Origin of the sequence: Collinsella acetigenes, from assembly GCF_012844445.1 — a bacterium.
Lineage (GTDB): Bacteria > Actinomycetota > Coriobacteriia > Coriobacteriales > Coriobacteriaceae > Collinsella > Collinsella acetigenes.
Genome location: NZ_JABBCP010000004.1, coordinates 128,189 through 149,016, shown reverse-complemented (window position 1 = coordinate 149,016; position 20,828 = coordinate 128,189). Strand labels below are relative to the sequence as shown.

13 protein-coding genes are annotated in these 20,828 nt (G+C 54.6%); 10 read left to right on the top strand and 3 right to left on the bottom strand.

Translation table 11 applies throughout. From position 1 onward, the window contains the following. Positions 1–376: 376 nt before the first annotated feature. The 8 genes from HF320_RS06505 to HF320_RS06470 all read left to right on the top strand — a co-directional run bounded on the left by HF320_RS06505 (position 377) and on the right by HF320_RS06470 (position 11,924). The gene (locus HF320_RS06505) at positions 377–2,920 is read left to right on the top strand and encodes a DEAD/DEAH box helicase family protein (protein WP_169277607.1); all 2,544 of its coding nucleotides are present in this window, start codon (positions 377–379) and stop codon (positions 2,918–2,920) included. 923 nt (positions 2,921–3,843) lie between these two features. After that, on the top strand, positions 3,844–4,011 hold the full coding sequence (locus tag HF320_RS06500) for a hypothetical protein (RefSeq protein ID WP_158553195.1): 168 nt from the start codon (positions 3,844–3,846) through the stop codon (positions 4,009–4,011). Next, the gene (locus HF320_RS06495; protein ID WP_169277606.1) at positions 4,011–6,194 is read left to right on the top strand and encodes a site-specific DNA-methyltransferase; all 2,184 of its coding nucleotides are present in this window, start codon (positions 4,011–4,013) and stop codon (positions 6,192–6,194) included. The genes HF320_RS06500 and HF320_RS06495 overlap by 1 nt, the downstream gene beginning before the upstream one ends. 2 nt (positions 6,195–6,196) lie before the next feature. Further along, on the top strand, positions 6,197–9,106 hold the full coding sequence (locus HF320_RS06490) for a DEAD/DEAH box helicase family protein (protein ID WP_169277605.1): 2,910 nt from the start codon (positions 6,197–6,199) through the stop codon (positions 9,104–9,106). 256 nt (positions 9,107–9,362) lie between these two features. Further along, a complete protein-coding gene (locus tag HF320_RS06485) occupies positions 9,363–9,863 on the top strand; it encodes a hypothetical protein (RefSeq protein WP_169277604.1) in 501 nt (166 codons plus the stop codon). A 463-nt stretch (positions 9,864–10,326) separates the two neighbouring features. Then, positions 10,327–10,776, top strand: coding sequence for a hypothetical protein (locus HF320_RS06480; protein WP_169277603.1), 450 nt, complete (start codon positions 10,327–10,329; stop codon positions 10,774–10,776). 143 nt (positions 10,777–10,919) lie between these two features. Further along, positions 10,920–11,537, top strand: coding sequence for a GyrI-like domain-containing protein (locus HF320_RS06475; protein ID WP_349290713.1), 618 nt, complete (start codon positions 10,920–10,922; stop codon positions 11,535–11,537). A gap of 81 nt (positions 11,538–11,618) precedes the next feature. Then, positions 11,619–11,924 (top strand): FtsX-like permease family protein, encoded by a 306-nt coding sequence (locus HF320_RS06470; protein WP_169277602.1) that lies wholly within the window; start codon positions 11,619–11,621, stop codon positions 11,922–11,924. A 235-nt stretch (positions 11,925–12,159) separates the two neighbouring features. Here HF320_RS06470 and HF320_RS06465 read toward each other — a convergent pair whose 3' ends face one another. Next, complete coding sequence (locus tag HF320_RS06465) at positions 12,160–14,490, bottom strand: InlB B-repeat-containing protein (protein ID WP_169277601.1); 2,331 nt, start codon at positions 14,488–14,490, stop codon at positions 12,160–12,162. 655 nt (positions 14,491–15,145) lie between these two features. Here HF320_RS06465 and HF320_RS06460 point away from each other — a divergent pair. Further along, entirely contained in the window at positions 15,146–17,107 is a 1,962-nt protein-coding gene (locus HF320_RS06460) for a hypothetical protein (protein ID WP_169277600.1), read from the top strand. A 522-nt stretch (positions 17,108–17,629) separates the two neighbouring features. Continuing rightward, positions 17,630–18,436 carry a hypothetical protein gene (locus HF320_RS06455; RefSeq protein ID WP_169277599.1) on the top strand — a complete coding sequence of 269 codons (807 nt, stop codon included), beginning with the start codon at positions 17,630–17,632 and terminating at the stop codon, positions 18,434–18,436. Positions 18,437–18,508: 72 nt separating this feature from the next. On the opposite strand, the gene HF320_RS06450 is transcribed toward HF320_RS06455, so the two are convergent. Both HF320_RS06450 and HF320_RS06445 read right to left on the bottom strand, forming a co-directional pair. After that, the gene (locus HF320_RS06450) at positions 18,509–20,173 is read right to left on the bottom strand and encodes a flavodoxin family protein (RefSeq protein WP_169277598.1); all 1,665 of its coding nucleotides are present in this window, start codon (positions 20,171–20,173) and stop codon (positions 18,509–18,511) included. Beyond that, complete coding sequence (locus HF320_RS06445) at positions 20,170–20,712, bottom strand: PadR family transcriptional regulator (RefSeq protein WP_169277597.1); 543 nt, start codon at positions 20,710–20,712, stop codon at positions 20,170–20,172. The genes HF320_RS06450 and HF320_RS06445 overlap by 4 nt, the downstream gene beginning before the upstream one ends. Positions 20,713–20,828 lie beyond the last annotated feature (116 nt).

The following is a 20,828-nucleotide window of genomic DNA, read 5'->3' as shown; positions in this document are numbered from 1 at the left end:
ACGGGCGGCGCCGGCCTGGGGAAAGCGCACAGTAGGAACGGGGCCTGTCTACCGCTTCTCTCTTGCCATGCAATTAAAACACCTTGAGAACCCACTCGCCAGCTTTCGTGACCCACTGTGACCTACAAAATAGCCTCCGATGACCCGAAAAGCCGTGACCCAGATTTGACCCCATGGAATTTTGTCAATTTTTGAGACTGAGCGTAAATAGGGCAAACTGGAGAGAGGTTTTTGCTATTGAAGAGGTATCTGAGAAGGTCCTGGAACAAACTGAAAACCTCAAGGCAGAATCGAACTGCAGCTTCGAAGCGATGAAATGGTCAAAACAGGCAACATCTGATTTGCAACGTCGAACAGCATAGCTAAGGACTATCAAATGGTTGATTTTAAAAAGATGGCAGCATCGCAGAACCCTACGCTGCGCATAAAGCCTGATGAGATTTTCGATAGGCTGCCGAAACCCCAATCCTTTGATGATTTACATAGCAGCCAGGCTGAGGTACTTGATGCATGGTTTGCTAACAGAAAAACGAAAGACACCGTTATCAAGCTTAATACGGGAGGCGGCAAAACCCTTATAGGCCTGCTGATTGCCCTCTCTAGTGCACGAGAGCTAAAACGTGGAGCATTGTACCTTGTCGACAACAAACAGCTTGTCCATCAAGTGTGCGAACAAGCAAGGACACTTGGAATACCCGCTTCCGAATATAACGGAAGGGGATCGCTTACTGCGGATTTCAGAAATGGCTCAACGATTCTCGTTGCCCATTATCAAGCCCTCTTTAACGGCAAGTCCTCCTTCGGCTTGGAAGGAGGACCCGAAGCCGAGGAAGTTTCAGTAATCATCATAGATGATGCGCACTCTTCCTTTGACTCGGTTCGAAGCGCATTCACGGTGGAGGTAAATGCATCGGATGCACCTGACTTATATCAAAAAGTTGCGATGCTCTTTCGCTTAAGCTTTGATGATATCGATAAAGTGTCAACTTTCGACGATTTCGTTTCTGGGACTCGCACAGCTGGCGAAGAGGTGCTGGAGGTCCCATTCTGGGCGTGGGAAAAGCATCGACAGAAGGTCGCCCGAAGCATTTCTGATTTCGCAGCGTCAAATAAAAAAGGCACGCCTACGGCAAACTCTATAAGCTTTGGCTGGGATCTCATCAAAGACGATCTCAAGTACTGTCTTGCAACACTGAGTCGCGACAGATTCTCAATTACTCCAATTCTTCCCCTTGTGGAGAAGTTTCCGACATTCGAAGAAGCACCTAGAAGAGTGTACATGTCTGCAACGTTTGCTGACGAAAGTGCAATCGTTAGATCGTTTGGATGCAAGAAAGATGACATCAACGTCATCTCCCCCAAAACACTTGCTGGTGTAGGGCGGAGGATGGTTCTCGAGATTGGGGCAAAAGAAGAGCTTCGAACCGCGCTCGTCGAGAAAATGATTGCCCTTGCGAAAGACAAAAAGGGCGTCGTAGTCCTCGAACCGAGCTTTGCAACTGCAGAGCAATGGAAACAATTGGGAATCCCCACTGTAAAAGGAGGAAGCGAGGTTGTTCAGGCTGTAAACGACCTGAAGGTAAGCAAGCTGGACACACCAATTGTATTTGCAAATCGATACAACGGTATTGACTTGCCAGGCGATGCATGCCGTATGCTTGTCGTCTCAGGCATCCCCAAGGGGATGTCCGATCACCATAAATTGATGTCGAAAATCCTAGTCCATAGCAAAGTCTATGCCCGCTCAATCGCCCAAAACATTGAGCAAGCAATGGGCAGAGGTACAAGGGGTTCGGGTGATTACTGTGTCGTTGCTTTGATTGGATTCGATCTTTGCGAGTGGGTTAATGACAACCGCCATGCTGTGTTCTTGACCCCTACAACAAGAGCCCAAATCGAATGCGGGCAAGGCATTATGAACGAAGTAAAGTCAGCAAAAGACTTCGTTGAGGTTATCGATCAGGGAGTCAATGACGACCCCGATTTTGCAGCCTATTTGTCAAGCTATGTGGCAGATAAGGTCAACGATTTTGAATCTGTTGACGACAGCATGCTCGAAGATTTTGCTCTCTGTGAAAGAAAAGCGCTAAACGAATGGCGCAAAGGCAGGAGTGGTCGAGCTGTCGAGCTCCTAAAACAATTTACGAATAGTGAAAATATAGACAATTCAGTAAAGGGACTTGTCCTCCGCCTGGCAGCTCAAATTGCCTATTCGGATGACGATGTAGAGACTTCCAGAGAGCTACAAACTCGCGCAAACGGGCTCAACCGTTCACTTGCTAAGCCCATGTTCTCTAGCTCAGACTCTGACGTTAGCTTGCAAGCAAGAAAGATAATTGAATTCATTTCGTACCAAACTCGAAAAAGCAGCGATGTGTCGACGAAATTCGACACAGACTTGAAATCCTTATCGGAGCAATGCGATTCAAAAGAATTCGAATCAAAACTTGAGCTGCTGGGGAAATACCTTGGTGCCAGCTCGAAACGTTGCGACGATAACGGTGACGGACCCGACGTTGCCTGGGTTTTTGAAGAAGAGGATATTGCTTTTGCCTTTGAAGCAAAAAACGAAAAACTTTCGGATAATCCGCTCACGAAACAAGAACATGGACAGCTTCAGGTCGCAAAAGAGTGGTTACGAGCTCAGTATCCAAAAATGAAATGTTTTGCAATATCTGTTCATCCAAATAATTTGGCATACAAGAATGCAAGTGCAGAATCAGCATTAGTGCTTACGCTTAATAAGCTTAACGAACTTGTAAAATCGATTGGTCAATTGATTGCGATCCTAAGTCATGGAACGCTTAATGAGGGAGGTCGATTGGCGGAATGCGAGATGCTAATCGACCAGCACAACCTTCGCCCCGACCAGATCCTTGATACCAGGGTTGAAACATTCATAGCTAAGGAACAAAGGTAGACTCGTGGTGGATTCCTCGCCAAAACCGACCGTATTAAAGCGCTTGAGATGTTTTTCAATCCTGGTCATTGCAACGGCTGATCTTAGTTTTCAGAAGAGGCAAGTGCTGGATAACGGATGCACAGAAGTTTTGGCGGCATCCATCCATACCAACATCCTCGAGTTCATGCAGGAAGGGAGGATCTTTTAAGGGTTTGTAGAGCTTCTCTACCTTGCCCTCCCTTGATATATAGTGCCCGTGCGACTATTCGGTACTGCTCGCAGCTTGCCGTGACTCACAAAAATGCTTCGAATGACTCGGACAACCGTGACCCAGATTTGACCCCATGGAATTTCGTCAATTTTTGAGACTAGGTGTAAATAGGACAAATTGGAGCAAACTGCGACAAACCAGCCCAAACTGGAGAGAGTTTCTAACTATTGAGTGGGAATAGTAAATAGCTCTTTGCGAGGGAGGTCGGATGCGGCCTCCCTCGTTTTTTATTTGCGTGCCATGGATGCTTGTGCATTGTGGTGTATGTGGTACATGCAAACCAGCCACGCAATCTCTCAAGCTGTTTAGCTGGGATTATTGTTTGCTGGTATGTTTTAAAGTGTTTTCAATTACCGAAGCAACGCCATCAATTTATTTCTAATTAATGCTGACCGGCAGATTGCGTCCGCCCGCAAGAGGCCGCTCGGACTGGTACTCAAAATGTACTCACGACGTTTTGAGTATCGATTTGCTGGTACTCACAGACGGTAAAAACGACTGTCTACCTCGATATATTCGTTATCCCCAACGATTCGTCAACGAATACTGACTAGTGATTGATTGATGCATGGCTCAAATTGGCATACGTAATTACGTAATTACGTATTCTGAAGTAAAATGATTTCGGTCAATTAAGGAACGTAGAACAGGTCAATTCGGAGGGGCGACCATGGAGGAAGATCAGGCTGTTCATGCCGAAAGGGAGCTAGATAAGTTCACGCTCTCGATAACCCGCGAGGATAAGCGGGCTCTTAAGTCCTATGCCGCGCGCCAGGATAAGACGGTGGCTAAAGTCCTGCGCGAATGGATTGACGAGAAATGCAAGGGGGAGAAGTGATGTCTCAGACGGCGCAAGCAGTCGTTCAGAACCTTGTTGATCGCGCTGTCAAGCTGGGCGATCGTCAGCTCGCTGCCGACATCCGCGCCTTTGCGGCGCAGCGCCAGTTTGGGCTTGTATTTGAACACAACCGTCCAGAGCGACTTCGCCTTTATGGCAAACCTATCATGGAGGGCGATGTCGTACAGGTGCTTCCCGAGCGTGGTAAAAAAGAGGACTCTAGCTCCCAACTGCTATGGTTGGTAAATGCCGTTCGGGGGGGGGTTGCTGATCTAAAGCCATATCAATCGCCCTCATATGACGAAAACGAATGTGAGCCCCGCTCCGTTGCTGTCGACGATGTCGTGCCTGTTGCTGAATATGACCAGCCGATTTATGCTGGCCTCAAAGAGACTGGGCGTGTCGAGCGCGCTGGCGATAAGCCCTATCAAGTAGTCATTAACGGCGAAAACTACCATGCTCTTGAAACCTTGGCCTTTGCCTATGCAGGCAAAGTGGACTGCATATATATTGACCCACCCTATAACACTGGCGCCCGCGACTGGAAATACAACAACGATTACGTCGACGGCTCCGACGCCTATCGCCACTCCAAGTGGCTTGCCTTCATGGAGCGCCGCCTCAAACTCGCCAAGCAGCTGCTCAACCCCAACGATTCCGTACTCATCGTGACGATCGACGAGAAGGAGTACGCAAGGCTTGAGCTTCTTTTAGAGAGCGTTTTTCCCAACGCGACCGGTATCCAGACGGTTTCAATCACCATAAACAAGAACGGGGTTGCCCGCGGCAACCAGTTCAAGAGAGCTGACGAGTACGCTGTCTTTTGCTTTTTTGGCACCGCCGCGCCGTGCCAAGTGGACCGCAGACTCTATTCCGTTGAGTTCGGAGAACTTGAGGAAAAAGTGGCTGATGACGCGTCGAGCAGCCGCTCCCAACGTAAAGTACGTTGGGAGTGGCTGCTGAGGGGCGGTCCCAATGCCGCTCGCACCGCAAGGCCGAATCTCTTCTATCCCATCTATATCGATGAGGAGACCGCGACCATTAAGGAGCTCGGCGCTTCTCTCCCCCTTGAACAAGACTGGACAAAGATACCGACAAAAACGGGTCTCAGGGCAGTTTGGCCTATTAGGACCGATGGCCGAGAGGCGACTTGGAGGATCTCCCAGAATGCTCTACAGGCCAAGCTTGATCGCGGGTGCGCAAAAGTAGGTGAGTACAACAAAAAGAGTAATCGGTACTCCCTCCTTTACCTAGGAGATTCCCAAGAGGAGCGTCTCAAGAATGGAGAAATTAAACTCATCGGCAAGGCTGAGGATGGGTCCTTGCTTCTCGAAGAGCAGGGAGAGCGCTCTGCCATTCCAACAACTGTTTGGAGTGGTACGCAGTTCTCTGCCGGTGAATACGGGAGCCGATATATCAAAAAGTTCATCGGCGATAGGCGCTTCACATTTCCAAAGTCCCTTTATGCGACCGAGCTCTCAATCGCTTCCGTTGTTGCCGACAAGCCCGACGCCCTTGTAGTCGATTTCTTCTCAGGATCGGGCACCACGGCACATGCCGTCATGCGCTTGAACCATCAGGACGGCGGGCGCAGGCGCTCCATCAGCGTAACGAATAACGAGGTCTCCGAGGACGAATCCAAAAAGCTCACCAAGCGCGGTCTTCGCCAGGGCGACCCCGAATGGGAAGCACTGGGCATCTGCCAGTACGTTACCAAACCACGCGTCACGGCGGCCATCACGGGCAAGACGCCCGAGGGTGACCCCATCAAGGGTGACTACAAGTTCACCGACGAGTTCCCCATGGCCGATGGCTTCGAGGAAAACGCCGTCTTCTTTGACCTCACCTACGAAGACCCGGACGCCGTCGAGCTGGGCGTGGCCTTCGAGGAGATCGCGCCCCTGCTCTGGCTGCGCGCTGGTTCGCGTGGCAGCATCATCAAGCACGAGCAGCCGGGCTTTGCCATGGCCGACGCCTACGCCGTCCTCTTCGACTTTGCTTCGGTCGGCGCTTTCATAGACGCCGTCAAGCAGAATGCCAGCATAGGGTGCGCCTATGTGATCACGGACGACACGGCTCGATACGCCTCCGTCAAGGCACAACTGCCTGGACTCGACGTCGTCCGCCTGTACGAGAACTACCTGCAATCGTTCAAGATTGCCGCCGAGGATGCGGTGAGGTAAACATGAGAGTCGAACTTAAGGATTTCCAAGCCGGTGCGGTCGCGACCCTGGCGAACAAGTTGCAGTCGATGCGCCGACGCTACGAGCAGGACGGCGAGCTGTCCTCGATATGCCTCGCATCTCCCACGGGGTCGGGCAAAACGGTCATGTGCGCAGCGACGATCGAAGCGCTCTTCTTCGGAGACGACGATCTGAGCCTCATGCCCGACGAGAATGCCGTCGTTCTTTGGCTCTCGGATTCCCCGAGCCTGAACGAGCAGACGAGCGTGCGTTTCTCAAACGTGGCGGACAAGCTGGCAGACAGCATCCTTGACAGGCGCCACCTGGTCACAATTACCAACGACTTCGGAGCCGCGCACGACATTCTCGAGCCGCGCCACGTCTATTTCCTCAGCAAGGACCTACTCAGTAAGAACGGCCTGCTCACCAAGGGTAGTGAGGCCAACTCCGGCCGCGTGTTCTGGGACATCCTTGACCGCACCATCAGGGATCCGGAGCGTAACCTCTATCTGTTCATAGACGAGGCTCATCGCGGTCTGGGGGCCAATGCCTCGAGCGAGCGCGGCACCGCGACGATCTACGCCAGCCTCATTGATGGGCTCGACGGCCGTGCAGCGATGCCCATCGTCGTCGGGGTCTCTGCCACGCCGCAGAGGTTCGAGGCGGCCATGGACCAGCGCGCCGATCGCGTGCGTATGCCAAAGGTCGCTGTGACCCCTCGCGAGGTTCAGGAGTCAGGTCTGCTCAAGGACATCATCGAGTTGCGCGTGCCAGAGAAGGACGACCCTGTCGAGCACCAGTACCTCACTATGGCGTGCGAGCGCTATGCCTTGGCCTGCCGCGAGTGGGGCGAGTACTGTGCCCGTGAGGGCGAGAGTCCCGTCAACCCGCTGCTGCTCATCCAAGCGGCGGACAACGCGAGCAGCTCGGCCCTGGCTGAGATGTGCGACCAGATCACGGGCCTGGTCCCCGGCCTTTCCGAGGCGATGTCGTTCGCCAACGTCTTCGGCGAGCATAAGGACATCGCGGCGGGAAAATACCTCATTCCCTATGTCGAGCCCGAGTTCGTTCAGGACGCCTCGCGCATTCGCGTGCTCTTCGCCAAGGAGGCTGTCTCCAACGGATGGGACTGCCCGCGAGCGGAGGTCATCTTCTCGCAGCGCAGGCGTTCGGACTCGACCTATATCGCACAGCTCGTGGGACGTATGGTACGCACTCCACTTGCGCGGCGCATCGAATCCGATGATCTTTTGAACTCAGTCGCCTGCTACCTGCCCCAGTTCAATCCCGAGAGCACTCAGGACGTGGTCGACTACCTCATGGGCCGCAAGGACGACATGGGCGAGAGCTCAATCGGCAAGCAGAACATCGTTCTCAACCCCGTGACTATCACGGCGGCTGTGCCCAAGTCCGAAGCCGACTATCAACAGGAGCTCAAGGCGTACGAGGAGAACGAGAAGGCCATCGAGACGGCGCGGCAGGCACAACCCGGCTACCAGGCGTCGCTTGCCGGCATCGCGATTCAGGAGCCGTTGGACATGCAGGGAGCGCAGCCCTCGCTTGCCTCGGCGGTCAGGCCCGTCGACGTCCCGGCGCCAGAAGCGGAGCTGGCGCCTCAGCCCGCAACAGGCAACTACGTTGCAGCGTCTGCCCCGCAGCAACTTGCGACACCTGAGCCAAGTTCCGCACGGACCGAGCCGACCCAGCCCGTCTCGATCGTAATACCCGTGCCCATGGCAAAGCCCAAGCCGCCCACCAAGCGCGAGCAGTCTTTCACGCATCAGGAGTGGCAGGGTATCCGCACAGCCTTCGATTCCATTCCCGTGCAGCGCATTCCGAAAAAGGCCAGGAACGAATTCCAGAGCCTGGTTAAGACGGCGACTCTGCTTGTCGAGACTGGCCTCGATGTCAATGCCGCGGCCGACGTGAAAAAACAGTTCGTCCAGAAGCTCAAGGGATACATCGTTGCTAACGAGGACGAGTACCGCGAAGCCAAACACGACGTAGAGGTTGCCGAGACCGTCAAGATCACGCTCGACAAGCTCAACGAGACCGAGGACCAGGAGCAGGAGGAGGCCCGCACGGACGCCGAAGGCCTCAGAAAGGCCGCCCGCGACGCCGACATGCATTTCACTAAGGAGTTTGCGAATGAGTATCGTCGCGCCAACTTCAAGGAGCTTGGGCGGCCCGAGTGCGACCTGCGCCTTGCCGCAGCGGTGCGCACGCAGACCATCGTTGATGCGCTCGAGGGCTGGGCGGCTCAATGCCGAAAGGAATACTTCGATAAGGTCGATGGATCTGGCGATTATGACTACCTTAACGACGCGGCAAAGCAGCGCTACGACGAGCTGGCGCGTGAAACCGAGGGCAAGCGCCTCACAAAGATAGAGTGGCCCACGTCTACCAGCACGTCGGATGACTTCGCTAAGTATCCGTGCCATATCGTGCAGAAAGAGGACGGCCTCTGCCCGCTCGACCTGAACCCGGCGGAAGACTATATCGTTAGGAACGAATTGGCAAAGAATCGTACGGTTGCCTTCTATCGCAATCCGTCGGGCAGCATGTCTGCCAAGGCGTTTTCGATTCCGTACATGTCTTCGGTGGGACGCAAGGCCCTGCATCCAGACTTCCTCTTCTTCGTGAAGGACGGCGACGGGACAATCAAACCGTCGATCGTCGACCCGCACGGAGATTTCCTCAGTGACACGCTTGCCAAGCTCAAGGGTTACGTTGCCTATCTACGTGAGTATCCCGACGTGTTTAAGCAGGTGCTTTTCGTTGGGGACATGGGAGGGGGCGTATACAAGGTGCTTAACCTTTTGCGCGCCGATGTGCAGGATGCCGTTATGGGCTACAGCGATGTCGATTGCAAGGCGCTCTTCTATAGTTCGTATGCAAACGACTACCAATAGAAGATTGATTGGATACCGACTCCGAAGTGCGCTCAGTTTAGGGCTACACAAAACAACAAAGGAGGAAAACGAGGAATCAAGGCGGTCGATACGTCAATCGAACGGTTCACAGCTTATTGACGGCCATTTTTATAGCGATTTCTGCCCCTTCGACGAGCGTTTCAAGAGGGGGTATGCGCTTGCTTAGCAAGTGCTTCCTTTGTTGACGAGTCGGAGCATATTGTTTCGGGACATGCCGCTAGGAAGGATAAGGGATATGAATAAAGAAACAAAATTGGGCGACGGAGTCGCTAATGAGGTAAAGGAAGAAATCAATCGCGAGTTGTCTTCGACGGCCAAGGCCCTCATTCGGATCTTGTTCGCATACCTTAACGATAAAGTTCAGGGCATTGATATTGATGATATTCTAGGAAAACTTAGCAAGAAAGACGAGGATGAGATTATCTCCCTATGGTCTTCTCAGCTCGTAGAAGAAGGCTTACTGCCAAGTGGATATGGCGGCTTGCCAAATGATTTACTTATTGAAAATTTGCACCAAACGGGTTATGTGGACGGTCTTTATAGCGGATATGTTCTTGCAATGATTTCGCTGATAGACAACAATGCGCCTCACGAGTTGATTGCTTCCGTAAAAGACGATCTTTCCCCTAAACCTATAGCGTTGCGCTATAGAGATCGCCATGAGTTGGCCGCGCGCCTTGACGATGAGAAATATCGTTGGGTCAAATGCCCGCCAAAGGATGATTCAGTTGATTAAAGATCTTGAATCGGCCTTTCCGTTTTATGCGTGGGGACCAAATGAGGACCAAATTTAGTTGAAGAAACGCCTGTTAATTTGTGGTGCAAATAACTGGACTACACTTCTACCTGCGGATCTTGTTATCGAGTGGGAATAGGAAATTCTTTAGTTATGGGGGTATAAATTTGATTTACTTTAGGATAAGCCCCCATGACTATATGAATTGACCTGCTAACTCCAATGAAGATTGGAGGGTAACTGCCAGGGATGACGGCCCAGCGAGTGTTATTTTGCGAGCCGTGCGCATCGAAGGCGACGTTTAGTGGTATAAACTACTTGCCGGAAGCCGCGGCTTTCAGAGTACGGCTTACGTGTACGTTTAACCTCCGTGGGAGACGGGGTGCCGCAAGGCGTAGAGTATCGCCCACCTGTAGGGGCCTGCAGCGATGCGGGCCCCGCTTCGTATGAGGGGGCGCAACCGGTGAAGATCGTATCCGTCTCCCAGGACTTTTTCGACCTCGTCGAGGGCGACCGTGAGCTCATGCTTAAGCGCGACCGCCCCTGCAGCGTGGTGGTGAGGCTGCGTTTCCGCGGGAAGCGCAGGGACTTCGCCGTGCCGCTGCGCTCCGACATCGCCCCCAACGTGCCCAAAGACCAGTACTTCGCGCTACCGCCCCGCCCCGCGACGCGTCCCGGCTGCCGCCACGGCATCCACTACGTCAAGATGTTCCCCATAACCAAGGCCTACCAGCGCCGCTTCAGGACCGAGGGCTCGGCCTACTACGAGACGCTCCAGCGCATCATCGACGGCAACACCAAGCGCATTGTCTCCGAGTGCCAGGAGTACCTCGACCGCTACGAGCGCGAGGGAAGGCCCCGCTTCGCCGTCGACATCGACCGCATCGTGGGCCTGCTGGAGGGCGGGAAATAGGGCGCCTCGGCTCAGTCTCGAGCCATGCGGAGCCGCTCCGCATTTTTGAACGCCGCGTGTGCGTCCCAAATACCCGAGAAGCAAGCCATGAGGTGCGGCGGCACGCTCGTGCCCGCACGCAGCCATCTCCATCAGCGTCTACGGTGCGCTACAACATCACGAGCAAGCTGCCTGGCAAGCCGGGCGTCGTAACCGTTCCGCCTATGAGCTACGTCGCCGTGCGGGGTAAGGGCGATCCCAACATCGAAGGCGGCGAGTACCAGAATGCGTTGCCGTTGCTCTACGGCGTTGCCTATACCATCAAGATGTCGAAGAAGGGCCTGCGAGAGATCGAAGGCTATTTCGACTTCGTTATTCCGCCGCTCGAGGGCTCCTGGTGGCAAGACCGCACCGATGGCGGGATCGATTATGCACGGAAGGACGACTTCAACTTCATCTCATGCATCCGCCTGCCCGATTTCGTCACTCGCGAGGACTTCGACTGGACCGTTTCGGAAGCTGCCGTCAAAAAGAAGCCGGACTTCTCGGCGGTCGAGCTGCTGAGGGTTGACGAGGGCCTTTGCGTTCAGTGCATGCATACCGGGCCTTACGGCGGCGAGCCCGTGATCGTAGAGGCCATGCGCACATTTGCAACGGAACAGGGCTACGCCCCCGACTTCTCCGAAGCCCGCCTCCATCACAAGATCTGCCTCTCCGACCCGCGCAAGCGTGCGCCGGAGAGGCTCAAGACTGTGATCCTCCATCCCATCAAGTCGATTTAGCGAAACGAGTGACGCCGCGCGGTCCGGCTTCTGCTATTGCGGTTTCGAAATGGCGGGCCGGCGGCCGACCATAGCGCCCGGTTGATCAGCTACATGAAGGTCTTTGGCTATCGCGATGGCGAGATCTCGCATCTGTACATCCGCTCGATTACGCTATGTGTGGCGGCATCGCTCGCGTTGAGCCTGCCGTTGATCATCGGCTCGCTCAGCGCGATTTTCCGTGCGATGCTGCTCTCCTACAACGGCAATATCGAGATTTACGTGCCGACCTGGTCCATGGCGGCATGCGTGGGCATCGGCTTTACAACGTACCTGGTCGTGGCGCTGTTGCACATGCGGTCCATCAAGCGCGTCAGCCTGGCCGAAGCCCTCAAGGTGCAGGAGTAGTCATCGGAGACGTTTTCAACGACCGGGCGTCGCGTTTGACTTCAACCCCACTTCAGCGGGTGCCGCCCTCTATGTCTGTAACGCCGTATAGACCAAGGGGGTATTGGCGTCTGCCCCATTATCGCTTCAAAGCGAAGGGGCCGAGTCTGGACTACCTCCAGGCTCGACCCCTTTCATCAAGCAGCCCTATTTCTGTACTACCGTGCAGCAAACGGAGATGAGCAAGCTTAATACGTTAGTTCATCTTCTTACGACGAAGCACGGATGCTGCAACCAAGGCAGCGATAGCGGCAACCAAAGCACATGCGCTACCGACAAGAGTGAGGCTGTCGCCGGTCTTGGGCAAGCCGCCCTTTGCAGGCTTCTTACCCTTGTTGTGACTGTTGTTGTTAACGGTGTTGGCGTTTGCGTTCGCATTGGCAGAGGAGCCGCCGTCGTTGCCCCCGTTTTCGCCCGTACCGGGTTGAGTTGCTGCTTTCCAGCCTGCATACAGGGTGAGCTCGGGCTCAGCGCCGTCCACGGCGGCGTCAAAGTCATAAGCCGTGGCGCAATCCTGGTCAGTGAACCACCCAGTAAAGGTATAGCCTTCCTTGGTAGGATCTGCCGGCTTCGCTACTTTGCCACCGACGGCAACAAGCTGAGAGACAACTGCCGTGCCCTGGTTGGAATCGAAAGTGACGGTAACCTTCAAAACCTTAGGAGCAGCGCCCGATTCTTGGGCATAGTTGTTGGCACTCTGAGCATCGGTGAAGTAAACAACGGTTCCGTCAGCATTAGTTACGGAATAGGCCGCATCGTCCTTCGCGGTCTCCTCGTCAGTGACGGCATACTTGCCGTCGCTGAACAGCACGGCAAAGCCGCTCTTGAGGTGCTTGGCAACCTCTTTATCTGTGTACTTGCCGCCGCTTACTTCGATATTGCCAAGATTGAGACTGCCGTTAAATTCACCGTCGGAAACGGTGATCGCGTTATCGGCACCATCGAAATCCGACTCCTCCTTGGTCGAGGAATTCCAGGTGTAAGCCTTGATTACCGCGTTGTCGCCCTTAGCCGTAAAGGTGCCACCGGTGATGGCGACCTTGTCGAGGCCCTTGTAGCCGGGACGGTTGACGATGGAGATCGCCGCGCCGTCCTGGATAGCGCCATCGCCCTCGGTCTTTGCAACCGGATCGCCCGAAGCGGTAATCGCGCTACCCGCGTTGATGCTCAGGCTGCCCGAGCACACCTGCACGCCCATCGTCTTCGCGTTGATCGTGGAGTTGTCGATGGTCAGCTTTCCGCTGCTGGGGAAGTAGATACCGAAGCCATTGGGAACGTTGAGCGTGCTGTTCTTCAGGACAACAGTGTCGTTCGTGTTGTTGCCGTTGGTCTCAATGCCGCTCGTGGCAGTGGTAGAGGCCTCGACGCCATCGAACGTAAGGGTAGAGTTGTCGTACGTGATCTTGCCGCCATTGGCTGACGGAATCAGGCCGATGAGCTGCGAGCTCACGACCTTGCCGTTTTTCACCGTAAGTGATGCGTTGGGGTAATTGATTTCGAACGCCGCGGAGTTCGCGTCGGTTCCGGTGCACGTCCAGGTGTGGCCGTTCAAGTCAACCACGCGAGCAACGGTTCCGGAGTTGAACGTGCTGCCCGTGGTGTAGTCGCGCAGCAAGGTGATGGCTTCGCCAGTTTTGGTCTGAGCATCGAACGCCTCATCCATGGTGTAATAGCTGGTTTCGCCAACCTGAGCGAGGTAAGCTTTTGCCACGCCGTACGTGCCGTCGGCGTTTTGGGTAGCCGCAGAGCCTTCAACCAGGTAGCGGGACGGATCGGTGCTAAACGTACCGCCCGTGACCTCGATTGCTGCCTTTGTGGGGTCGTTGGAAGTGGTACCCGTGCTGTAGTCAACCGTGTTCAGCGTGCCATTGACGGTGCCGCCGGTGATTGCCACCTTCGCCGCTTTACCCTCGGCGCCGTCGTAAGTCACTGACTCAACGTTACCGTTGACGGTGCCGCCACTGATAGTCAGATCAGAGCCGCGCCCTTCGTACGTCCACGACGAAACGTTGCCGTTGATGACCGCAGTATCTTTGATGATGGCATTTTTCCAGTTTTCAATGGCATAGCTGTTTTGCGAATTGATTTTGCCGCCCTTCACATAAAGGGTGCCGTAATCAACCTTAATTGCAATGAAGTTATCCTGCGTAAAGGTGCCGCCTTCAATTGTCATAGTTGGTTGCACTTTAACGCTATCGTCACCGATACGAACGAGGGACGCACCTTTCGTTCCGCCGGCACCGCTGTTGTTCTTTACGGTGCCGCTCTTGAACAGCAGGAAACCGGTTTTGCCCTGAACGTCGATGACATAGTGGGACGAAGTGCCGGAATTCGCCGCAGTATCCTCGCGCATGATAGTGCCCGTCTGGGCTTCGCTGGAGTCCTGGACGGTAACCCTGGCGTTGTTGATCGTCAGTGCCGGCTTGCGCTGGCCTGTACTGCCGTTGAGGATATGGCCATTCAGGTCAAGCGTAACCTCATACGTAGAGATCGTGACGTTTTCCTTCGTGTCGGCGAGCAGCTTCACCGTTGCCTTACGCGGCGCAGCGTTAATTGCCTCCTGGAGGCTGGGGTAGCTTTTGCCGTTTACTTCTGCAATTGCAGATTCGGTGCCTTCAGGCTGAGTCAGTTCGGCCGGGGATGACGAAACCCCCCGATGCCGCGCCAGCCCCTGCCGCGAATGCCGCGGTTGGCAACACCATGGGGCACATCGCAGCACCTATCAGGAGCGAAATGAATTTGCTTTTATTGCTTATCTTCATTCCTTACGCATCTTCCTTTCTGTTTTCTTGGATTCCAACAATTGTCTTATCTTTTGCATCCCCCCCCTTGTTTTTGTGTGTCTATTTCCAGCATTTTAACGTGTATTGAAAATGGTCTGTTAAATAAAAAATGGTCTACTAAAATTAATTTACAAGCAGCCGCGTATTAACACCGGTTTTATAAGCGCTTTGGCGAAAACGCCCTGCTTATCAGAAGGATTTAAATCCCAATTAAACAAGGAGCGGAAAGAGAACCAGATGCAATAGCAAGATTTGCTATTGCATCTTTTGCTTGGATTTGCCTTAGAAAGCCTTATATGCCCTATATTACGATGTTGCGCAATCGTATCCTTTTACCGAATCTGAGCAAGCACTTGCACGCCCCGGCTCAGATTCTAAAGACTTTGAAAGCGAGATACCGTGAGTAAAAAACGCAGGGTGTTGACCTTTGTTGCAGCATTGGCACTCTACGCATTGGCGATGCCGATATCGGCCTTCGCGGCAACGCCAACCACTATTAAAGTGGGCAGCAGCAGCGAATTCGATAGCGCGGTAGCCACCGTAAACGCTGCTCCCAGCGGCGAATACGTCATTGAGCTCACCGACGACATTCAAACCGGAGGAGCCTCGTTCACCTCTTCGCGACCTGTAAGCATTGTGGGCAACGGGCACACCATGACGCTTGGTCAGTACAGCTCGATTTCCGTACAGTCGGGAGCTCAATTGAACTTGGGCGCAGCAGATGGCAGTGACACGCTAAAAATTAGCGGCGGGAACGAACAGAGCAACGACGTACCTGGTCTGTTGTATATCCAAGGCACGTGCAATATGTATCCCGGCGTTACCATTGCCGACCGTAAAGGCAATAACTACTTTGGCGGCGGCGTAACCGTGCAGGGCGGTACCTTTCATATGTATGGCGGCACCATTGATAACTGTGGCATCACCGGCGGATCCATGTGCTACGGCGGTGGTGTTGCCGTGATTTACGGCGGTTCGTTTACTATGGATGGCGGCGAAATCACGAACTGCTTCGCCACTTCCTCCTTCAAAGCCTCGGATTACGGCATGGATTCCCGCATTATCACGTCTGCCGGCGGCGTGTACGTTTCCGGCGGATCTTCGTTCGTCATGACGGGCGGAACCATTTCGAACAACAAGGCCAACGAAATGGGCGGCGGCGTTGCTGTTGTTGCGTCAATCGATGAAATCATCAATGGCGGATGGGGCAACCTTCAAAGCTCGGCACAAATCCTTGGCGGTACCATTAGCGGAAACCAAGCAAACGATGGCGCAGGTGTTCTTTCTTCCGCATACTTCTACGCCGCAGCATACGGCCTGTGCGCTGACACCCCAAACGTAGGCGCTGCCGAAAAACCGGGCTTATTCCTTAAGAACACCACCATCACCAATAACACAGCGAATCAGGACGAAGGCTATGGCGCCGGCGTGCTTGCGGTGATGATGAAATCGCCTGCCGCAGCAGAAATTCGCGACTGCACGATAACAAAGAACAGTGCTGCAATAGGCGGCGGCGTTGCGTCGTACGGCAACTTCACCAGCTTGACCATTGACGGATGCACCGTCACGGGCAACAAGGCGGCAAATTACGGCGGAGGCTTTGCTGCAGAATCGAATTCCGGTGAAGGGGCAGGCACCACCATCGCCAACACCAAGCTGTGCAACAACAGCGCAGGCAAGGCGGCTTCCGACGTCTACCTGGATGGTTCCCGTGCAAAATTGTCGGCCGCAAAAGACATGAACGAGCTTTACCTGGGCAAACCCGACGACGTGACCAATAAAAAGATTGACGGCTGGTATCTTGATAACGAAAATGCCCGCTACGCAACGCAGACAAAAGAACAACGCACCGAGTGCACCAACTACGCCAGCATCGACTCCGATGGCAAGGTTTATCTGATTGCCGCCGCAAAACCGTCTTTGGTGAAAATCACCTTCGCGAATGAAGACGGAACCACCATCTATAGCGAAGACTGGTACGAAATCGGCACGAAAGCAGACCAAATCACGGTACCCACTCCTACGAAACCGTCTGACGACAAGTACGACTACGTGTTCGATTCGTGGCACAAGGAAATCACCGACGCGACAGAAGATGTTGTCTACAAAGCCCAGTTCAAGAAGGTGCCCAAGAACAATCCGGGCAATTCCGATACCGACAAACCCGGCACGGACGCCCCGGGCAACAACACCCCTGGCGCGGACGGTTCTCAAACCAACGGCGGCAACGCGAACGCCAACAGTGCCCTTCCTTCGATGGGCGATCATACGGCAACAGCGCTTGGCACTGCCCTGACCGGAACGGGCGTACTTGCATTGGCAGTTGCAATCTACACGCGCAAAAGAAAGCGCATCTGGTAAACTAGGCGCTCTCATTTCGCTTGCCGCAAGAAGCCGGTACCGCGCGGGTGTGAACTGCGGCCCAAACTTAGACGGCTCAATAAAAACTAAGCTGCAGAGGGCTGGCCCGGAACTTCTCCGGGACCAGTCCTTTCAATTTGATCCGACTCCTCTGGGCGTTTCAATGGGATGCGTAGGCGTCGAGATAACATCTGTACCTAGCCAATAAAGACGAGCCTATGGAACGAAGAATCAGAAAGCTTGGGCTGCTGTTTGCTGCACTTGTCGCGTCTCCACAAATTACTTGGATGGCGTATCGCAAGAGTCCTCTATTTCGTTCGAAGGCGAGAAATGGGAGGCGATTTTTATGAGGTAGCCAATGTCTTTCCGACTCCAATTTGGGACATGGGGTAATTCCGCCTGCACGGAATGCGCGTTACGCTGAATGCAGGGTAGAGCGCGGTGCTGTCTCCTGCGGCAGGCTCGTCTTGCTCCATAGCGCACCGCGCCACTACCAGCGTTCCCGCATCGAAAGGAGCCACCATGGCAGTTGGAAACGAAAAGGCCCCTAAGGAAATCATCTGTCCAGGCTGCGGCGACGTCATCAAAAACACGGCGTTCAATCCTATCACCGACACGTGCGGCGCCATGCTGCAGGACGGCTGGCTTTGCCCCGAGTGCGCCTACAGGCTGCGGCCCAAGTACCCGATGCACTATACCGACGACGAGCCCGCCACGTTAGAAAAGGCGCCTGATGCCGGCAGGCCCATCCTCACCATGCTCAGGAACGACTTCCTCTATGCCGATCCGCTCGATCCGGTGGACAGCACTGCCTTCTCTTATACCGGCGCGCTTCGGAGCGATCCTTTGGCCAAGCTCAGATCGGAGCAGATCGAGGACGAGCTCGCGAGCATCGATGCGTACAAGCAGGAGGTCTCGAAGAGATTCGGCGGTGCCAAGAACGTATTCGAGGTGCTTGAGGTCGCTCCGATGCCCAAACTCAAGCCGTTTTGCGCGGGGCTTCCCAACATCAAGCGCCTTAAGGGCACCATCGCAATCGCGGGCAACGTGCGCCTGGGCGCATTCGCGGCAGGTGACATTGTGACGGTCCATCATGGCAGCATGCGCTATTCGGCAAAGGTGCTTATTAACCGTGCCACCACAGGGTTCTTGCGCTGGTGGATGTTTCCCAACGCAATTATTGGCAAGCCGCTGCCGACCGTTAGCACAATCGACAGTTCGGATCTTATCCCCGAGAAGGGCGGCTTAACCGAAGGGTGGCACGGCGTGCTGGTGCTGAGTCCCGAGGCTTCCGACATCGCTCCGGGAGACGTACTCACGCTTGGGTGATGGGTGGCTCCGTACACGTATACGGCGGGGACGTTTCGGGTCTTGATTCATGCCCTTGTTTAGAGCGCGCCTCTACCCTCGGGCGATGTGCTGCGGATACCACTTCTGGAACCATGCAGTAAAGACGCCCATAAGCGCGGGGAGGACCGAGTTGATCGCGCCAACAAAGCTGGCGGCATCCGTCTGCATGATGAAATATGTCCAGATGGGCGTGACCAGGTAGAGGATCCCCCATGCGGCGGTGAGGATGCGATTCGTCCGCATGAAGATTGGGTTTCGCAGCGCCGCGTCTCCGTTATAGCTGTTCTTGGAGTAATGAGCAGTCAGCGGCACGTTTGTGAAACAGGAGACGGTCCAGATGAGCCCGAACAGGAAATACGATGCCGGAATCACGAGGATGGGGGAGGCCCCTGTCAGCAGCGCGATGGAGCATGCGCCGACTCCCAGGTTCGAAATCTGGTCGTATCGGGTGGCCTTGGTTCGGCACATCAGTACCGGCAGAAGAACGCATATCGCCATGCTGAGAAGGCTGCCCCAAAAGCTGTCGATGGAAGCTGCAACCCAAAAGACGATCCAGGGAATCAAGAGCAGCAACATGTTGGTTTTTGGCTCGTCTGCGTTCTTGCCGGTACCCAATTCGTTGACGCTCGCGTCTGCATTGCCGCTGCCCGCGTTGCCGCGTGCTGCCTCAAAGTATTCGTCCCAGTGCATCATCAGGTCGAAGTCGCCCTCAACCGAGTACATATGTTTCATGAGTGCCTCGTCGCCGGCAATTTCGCCGGCGGCAATCGAGCGCCAAACGCTCAGAGGCGTGTTGATTTGAGTGGTGCAATTGGTGGTGAAGCCTTCGGCGGGTTCCTCCTCGACGTGACTGCCGTTCTTTCCAAGGACGATGCGGTAGGTCTTGTCGATGTCGGTATAGTTCATGTCGAGCAAGACATCATGTCCAGGCCAGGCATCCTTGCGGTAGAGGGCTGCCATCTGACGGGTGAACACCAGGCTGGGGTCCTCTGCTTCGCCCGATTTGCTGATTCCCCAGCTGGCATCCGCCATCGCTTCGAAGACATCGCGCGGGAACAGGTCTTGATCGAGTTTGGCACGGGTCTCCCCAGTGATGCCCCCGTCTGCGAACTCCTCGCCTGCTTTTTCGACGTGTGAAAGGTATTCGTCCGTACGCTCTGCCAACTCCTTCACGCGGAAGAGTTCGCCTTGCCCGCAGAAGAGCGCGGTGTAGCCGCCTTTGCCGCAAAGTCGATCGAACAGATCGGTCACACCGCTGTAATTGCCCTTTGCGGTATAGAATCCGCAGGTCGAAATCACAACTGTCCGTTTGTCGCTCATGTCATAGCGCGACGGGTGTCCGCCGTTTTGCGCCTCGACGCTCATAAAGGGAAGCGACATGGGAAGCTGGCGGTCGATGAGGTTCTTCAGCGGACCGGGCAGCCCGAAGTAGTACAGGGGGAAGCTCCAGATAATGACATCGGCCCACAGGATTTTCTCAATGATTGCTTGCATGTCGTCGTGCAGGCAGCATGTTCCCGGCGTCTTGCTCCAGCAGGAAAAGCAGCCCAGGCAAGGTTTGATGTCGAGTTTGGTGACATGTAGGGTTTCGACTGCTGGCGTGCGCCCGTAGGCACTCTCTTCCCGGGTGGCGATTCCTTGCAGGAAAGCGCTGGTCAGGCGCCAGGTGTTGCTTCGTTCGCCTTTAGGGCTGCCGTTGATGGCCAGGATGTTCATCGTTCGCTCCTCAGTTTAGCGGCGCAGTGCTCGGCCCAGTCGATGTGCATTTGCAGACTTCTCCTGCCAAAGTCGGCGGTCATTTTCCAGTATGGACTTTGGTCCTGCAGGTTGAGTTCGCCCTCAAAGTAGTCGATGCTTTGTTCGATGTCGGAAAAGGAGGCCAGCTGCTGGCGGCATGTGCATGCGATGCCTTCGAAGTAGGCGATGTTCTCCTCTTTGCTTCGGTTGCCCAGGAAGAACACCTGCATGAGCAGGGGCACGCGGGTATCGCCGATGGGGTCTTGCCTGGAGAGCCAGCTTAGAAGCTCGGTGCGGCCATTTTCTGTAATGGAACAGACATTCTTGTTGGGTTTTCCGCTTTGTTCGACGGTGGTGATCGCTATCCAGCCGTTTTTCTCGAGGGTCCGCAACTCGCGATAGATCTGACTGCTTTGCGCCTGCCAGAAGAAATTCAGGGATTTGTTGAAGATCTCTCGGATTTCGTAGCCGGTCATGTCGCCGTAATTGAGAAGGCCGAGTATCCCGTGTTTTAGCATCGCCCCTCCGTCCCTTATGATGATATTCCACTTGTGCACTATGATTATAGGCTACGGAAGGGCGATGCCGGGGGACGAGGCGTAATGGTTCGGTAAAGGCGGGGTTGGATGCGCGA

Bases quoted from the DNA above. Each gene is read 5' to 3' on its own strand.
- HF320_RS06505 (WP_169277607.1), top strand. From the start codon at position 377: ATGGTTGATTTTAAAAAGATGGCAGCATCGCAGAACCCTACGCTGCGC.
- HF320_RS06500 (WP_158553195.1), top strand. From the start codon at position 3,844: ATGGAGGAAGATCAGGCTGTTCATGCCGAAAGGGAGCTAGATAAGTTC.
- HF320_RS06495 (WP_169277606.1), top strand. From the start codon at position 4,011: ATGTCTCAGACGGCGCAAGCAGTCGTTCAGAACCTTGTTGATCGCGCT.
- HF320_RS06490 (WP_169277605.1), top strand. From the start codon at position 6,197: ATGAGAGTCGAACTTAAGGATTTCCAAGCCGGTGCGGTCGCGACCCTG.
- HF320_RS06485 (WP_169277604.1), top strand. From the start codon at position 9,363: ATGAATAAAGAAACAAAATTGGGCGACGGAGTCGCTAATGAGGTAAAG.
- HF320_RS06455 (WP_169277599.1), top strand. From the start codon at position 17,630: ATGGCAGTTGGAAACGAAAAGGCCCCTAAGGAAATCATCTGTCCAGGC.
- HF320_RS06450 (WP_169277598.1), bottom strand. From the start codon at position 20,173: ATGAACATCCTGGCCATCAACGGCAGCCCTAAAGGCGAACGAAGCAAC.
- HF320_RS06445 (WP_169277597.1), bottom strand. From the start codon at position 20,712: ATGCTAAAACACGGGATACTCGGCCTTCTCAATTACGGCGACATGACC.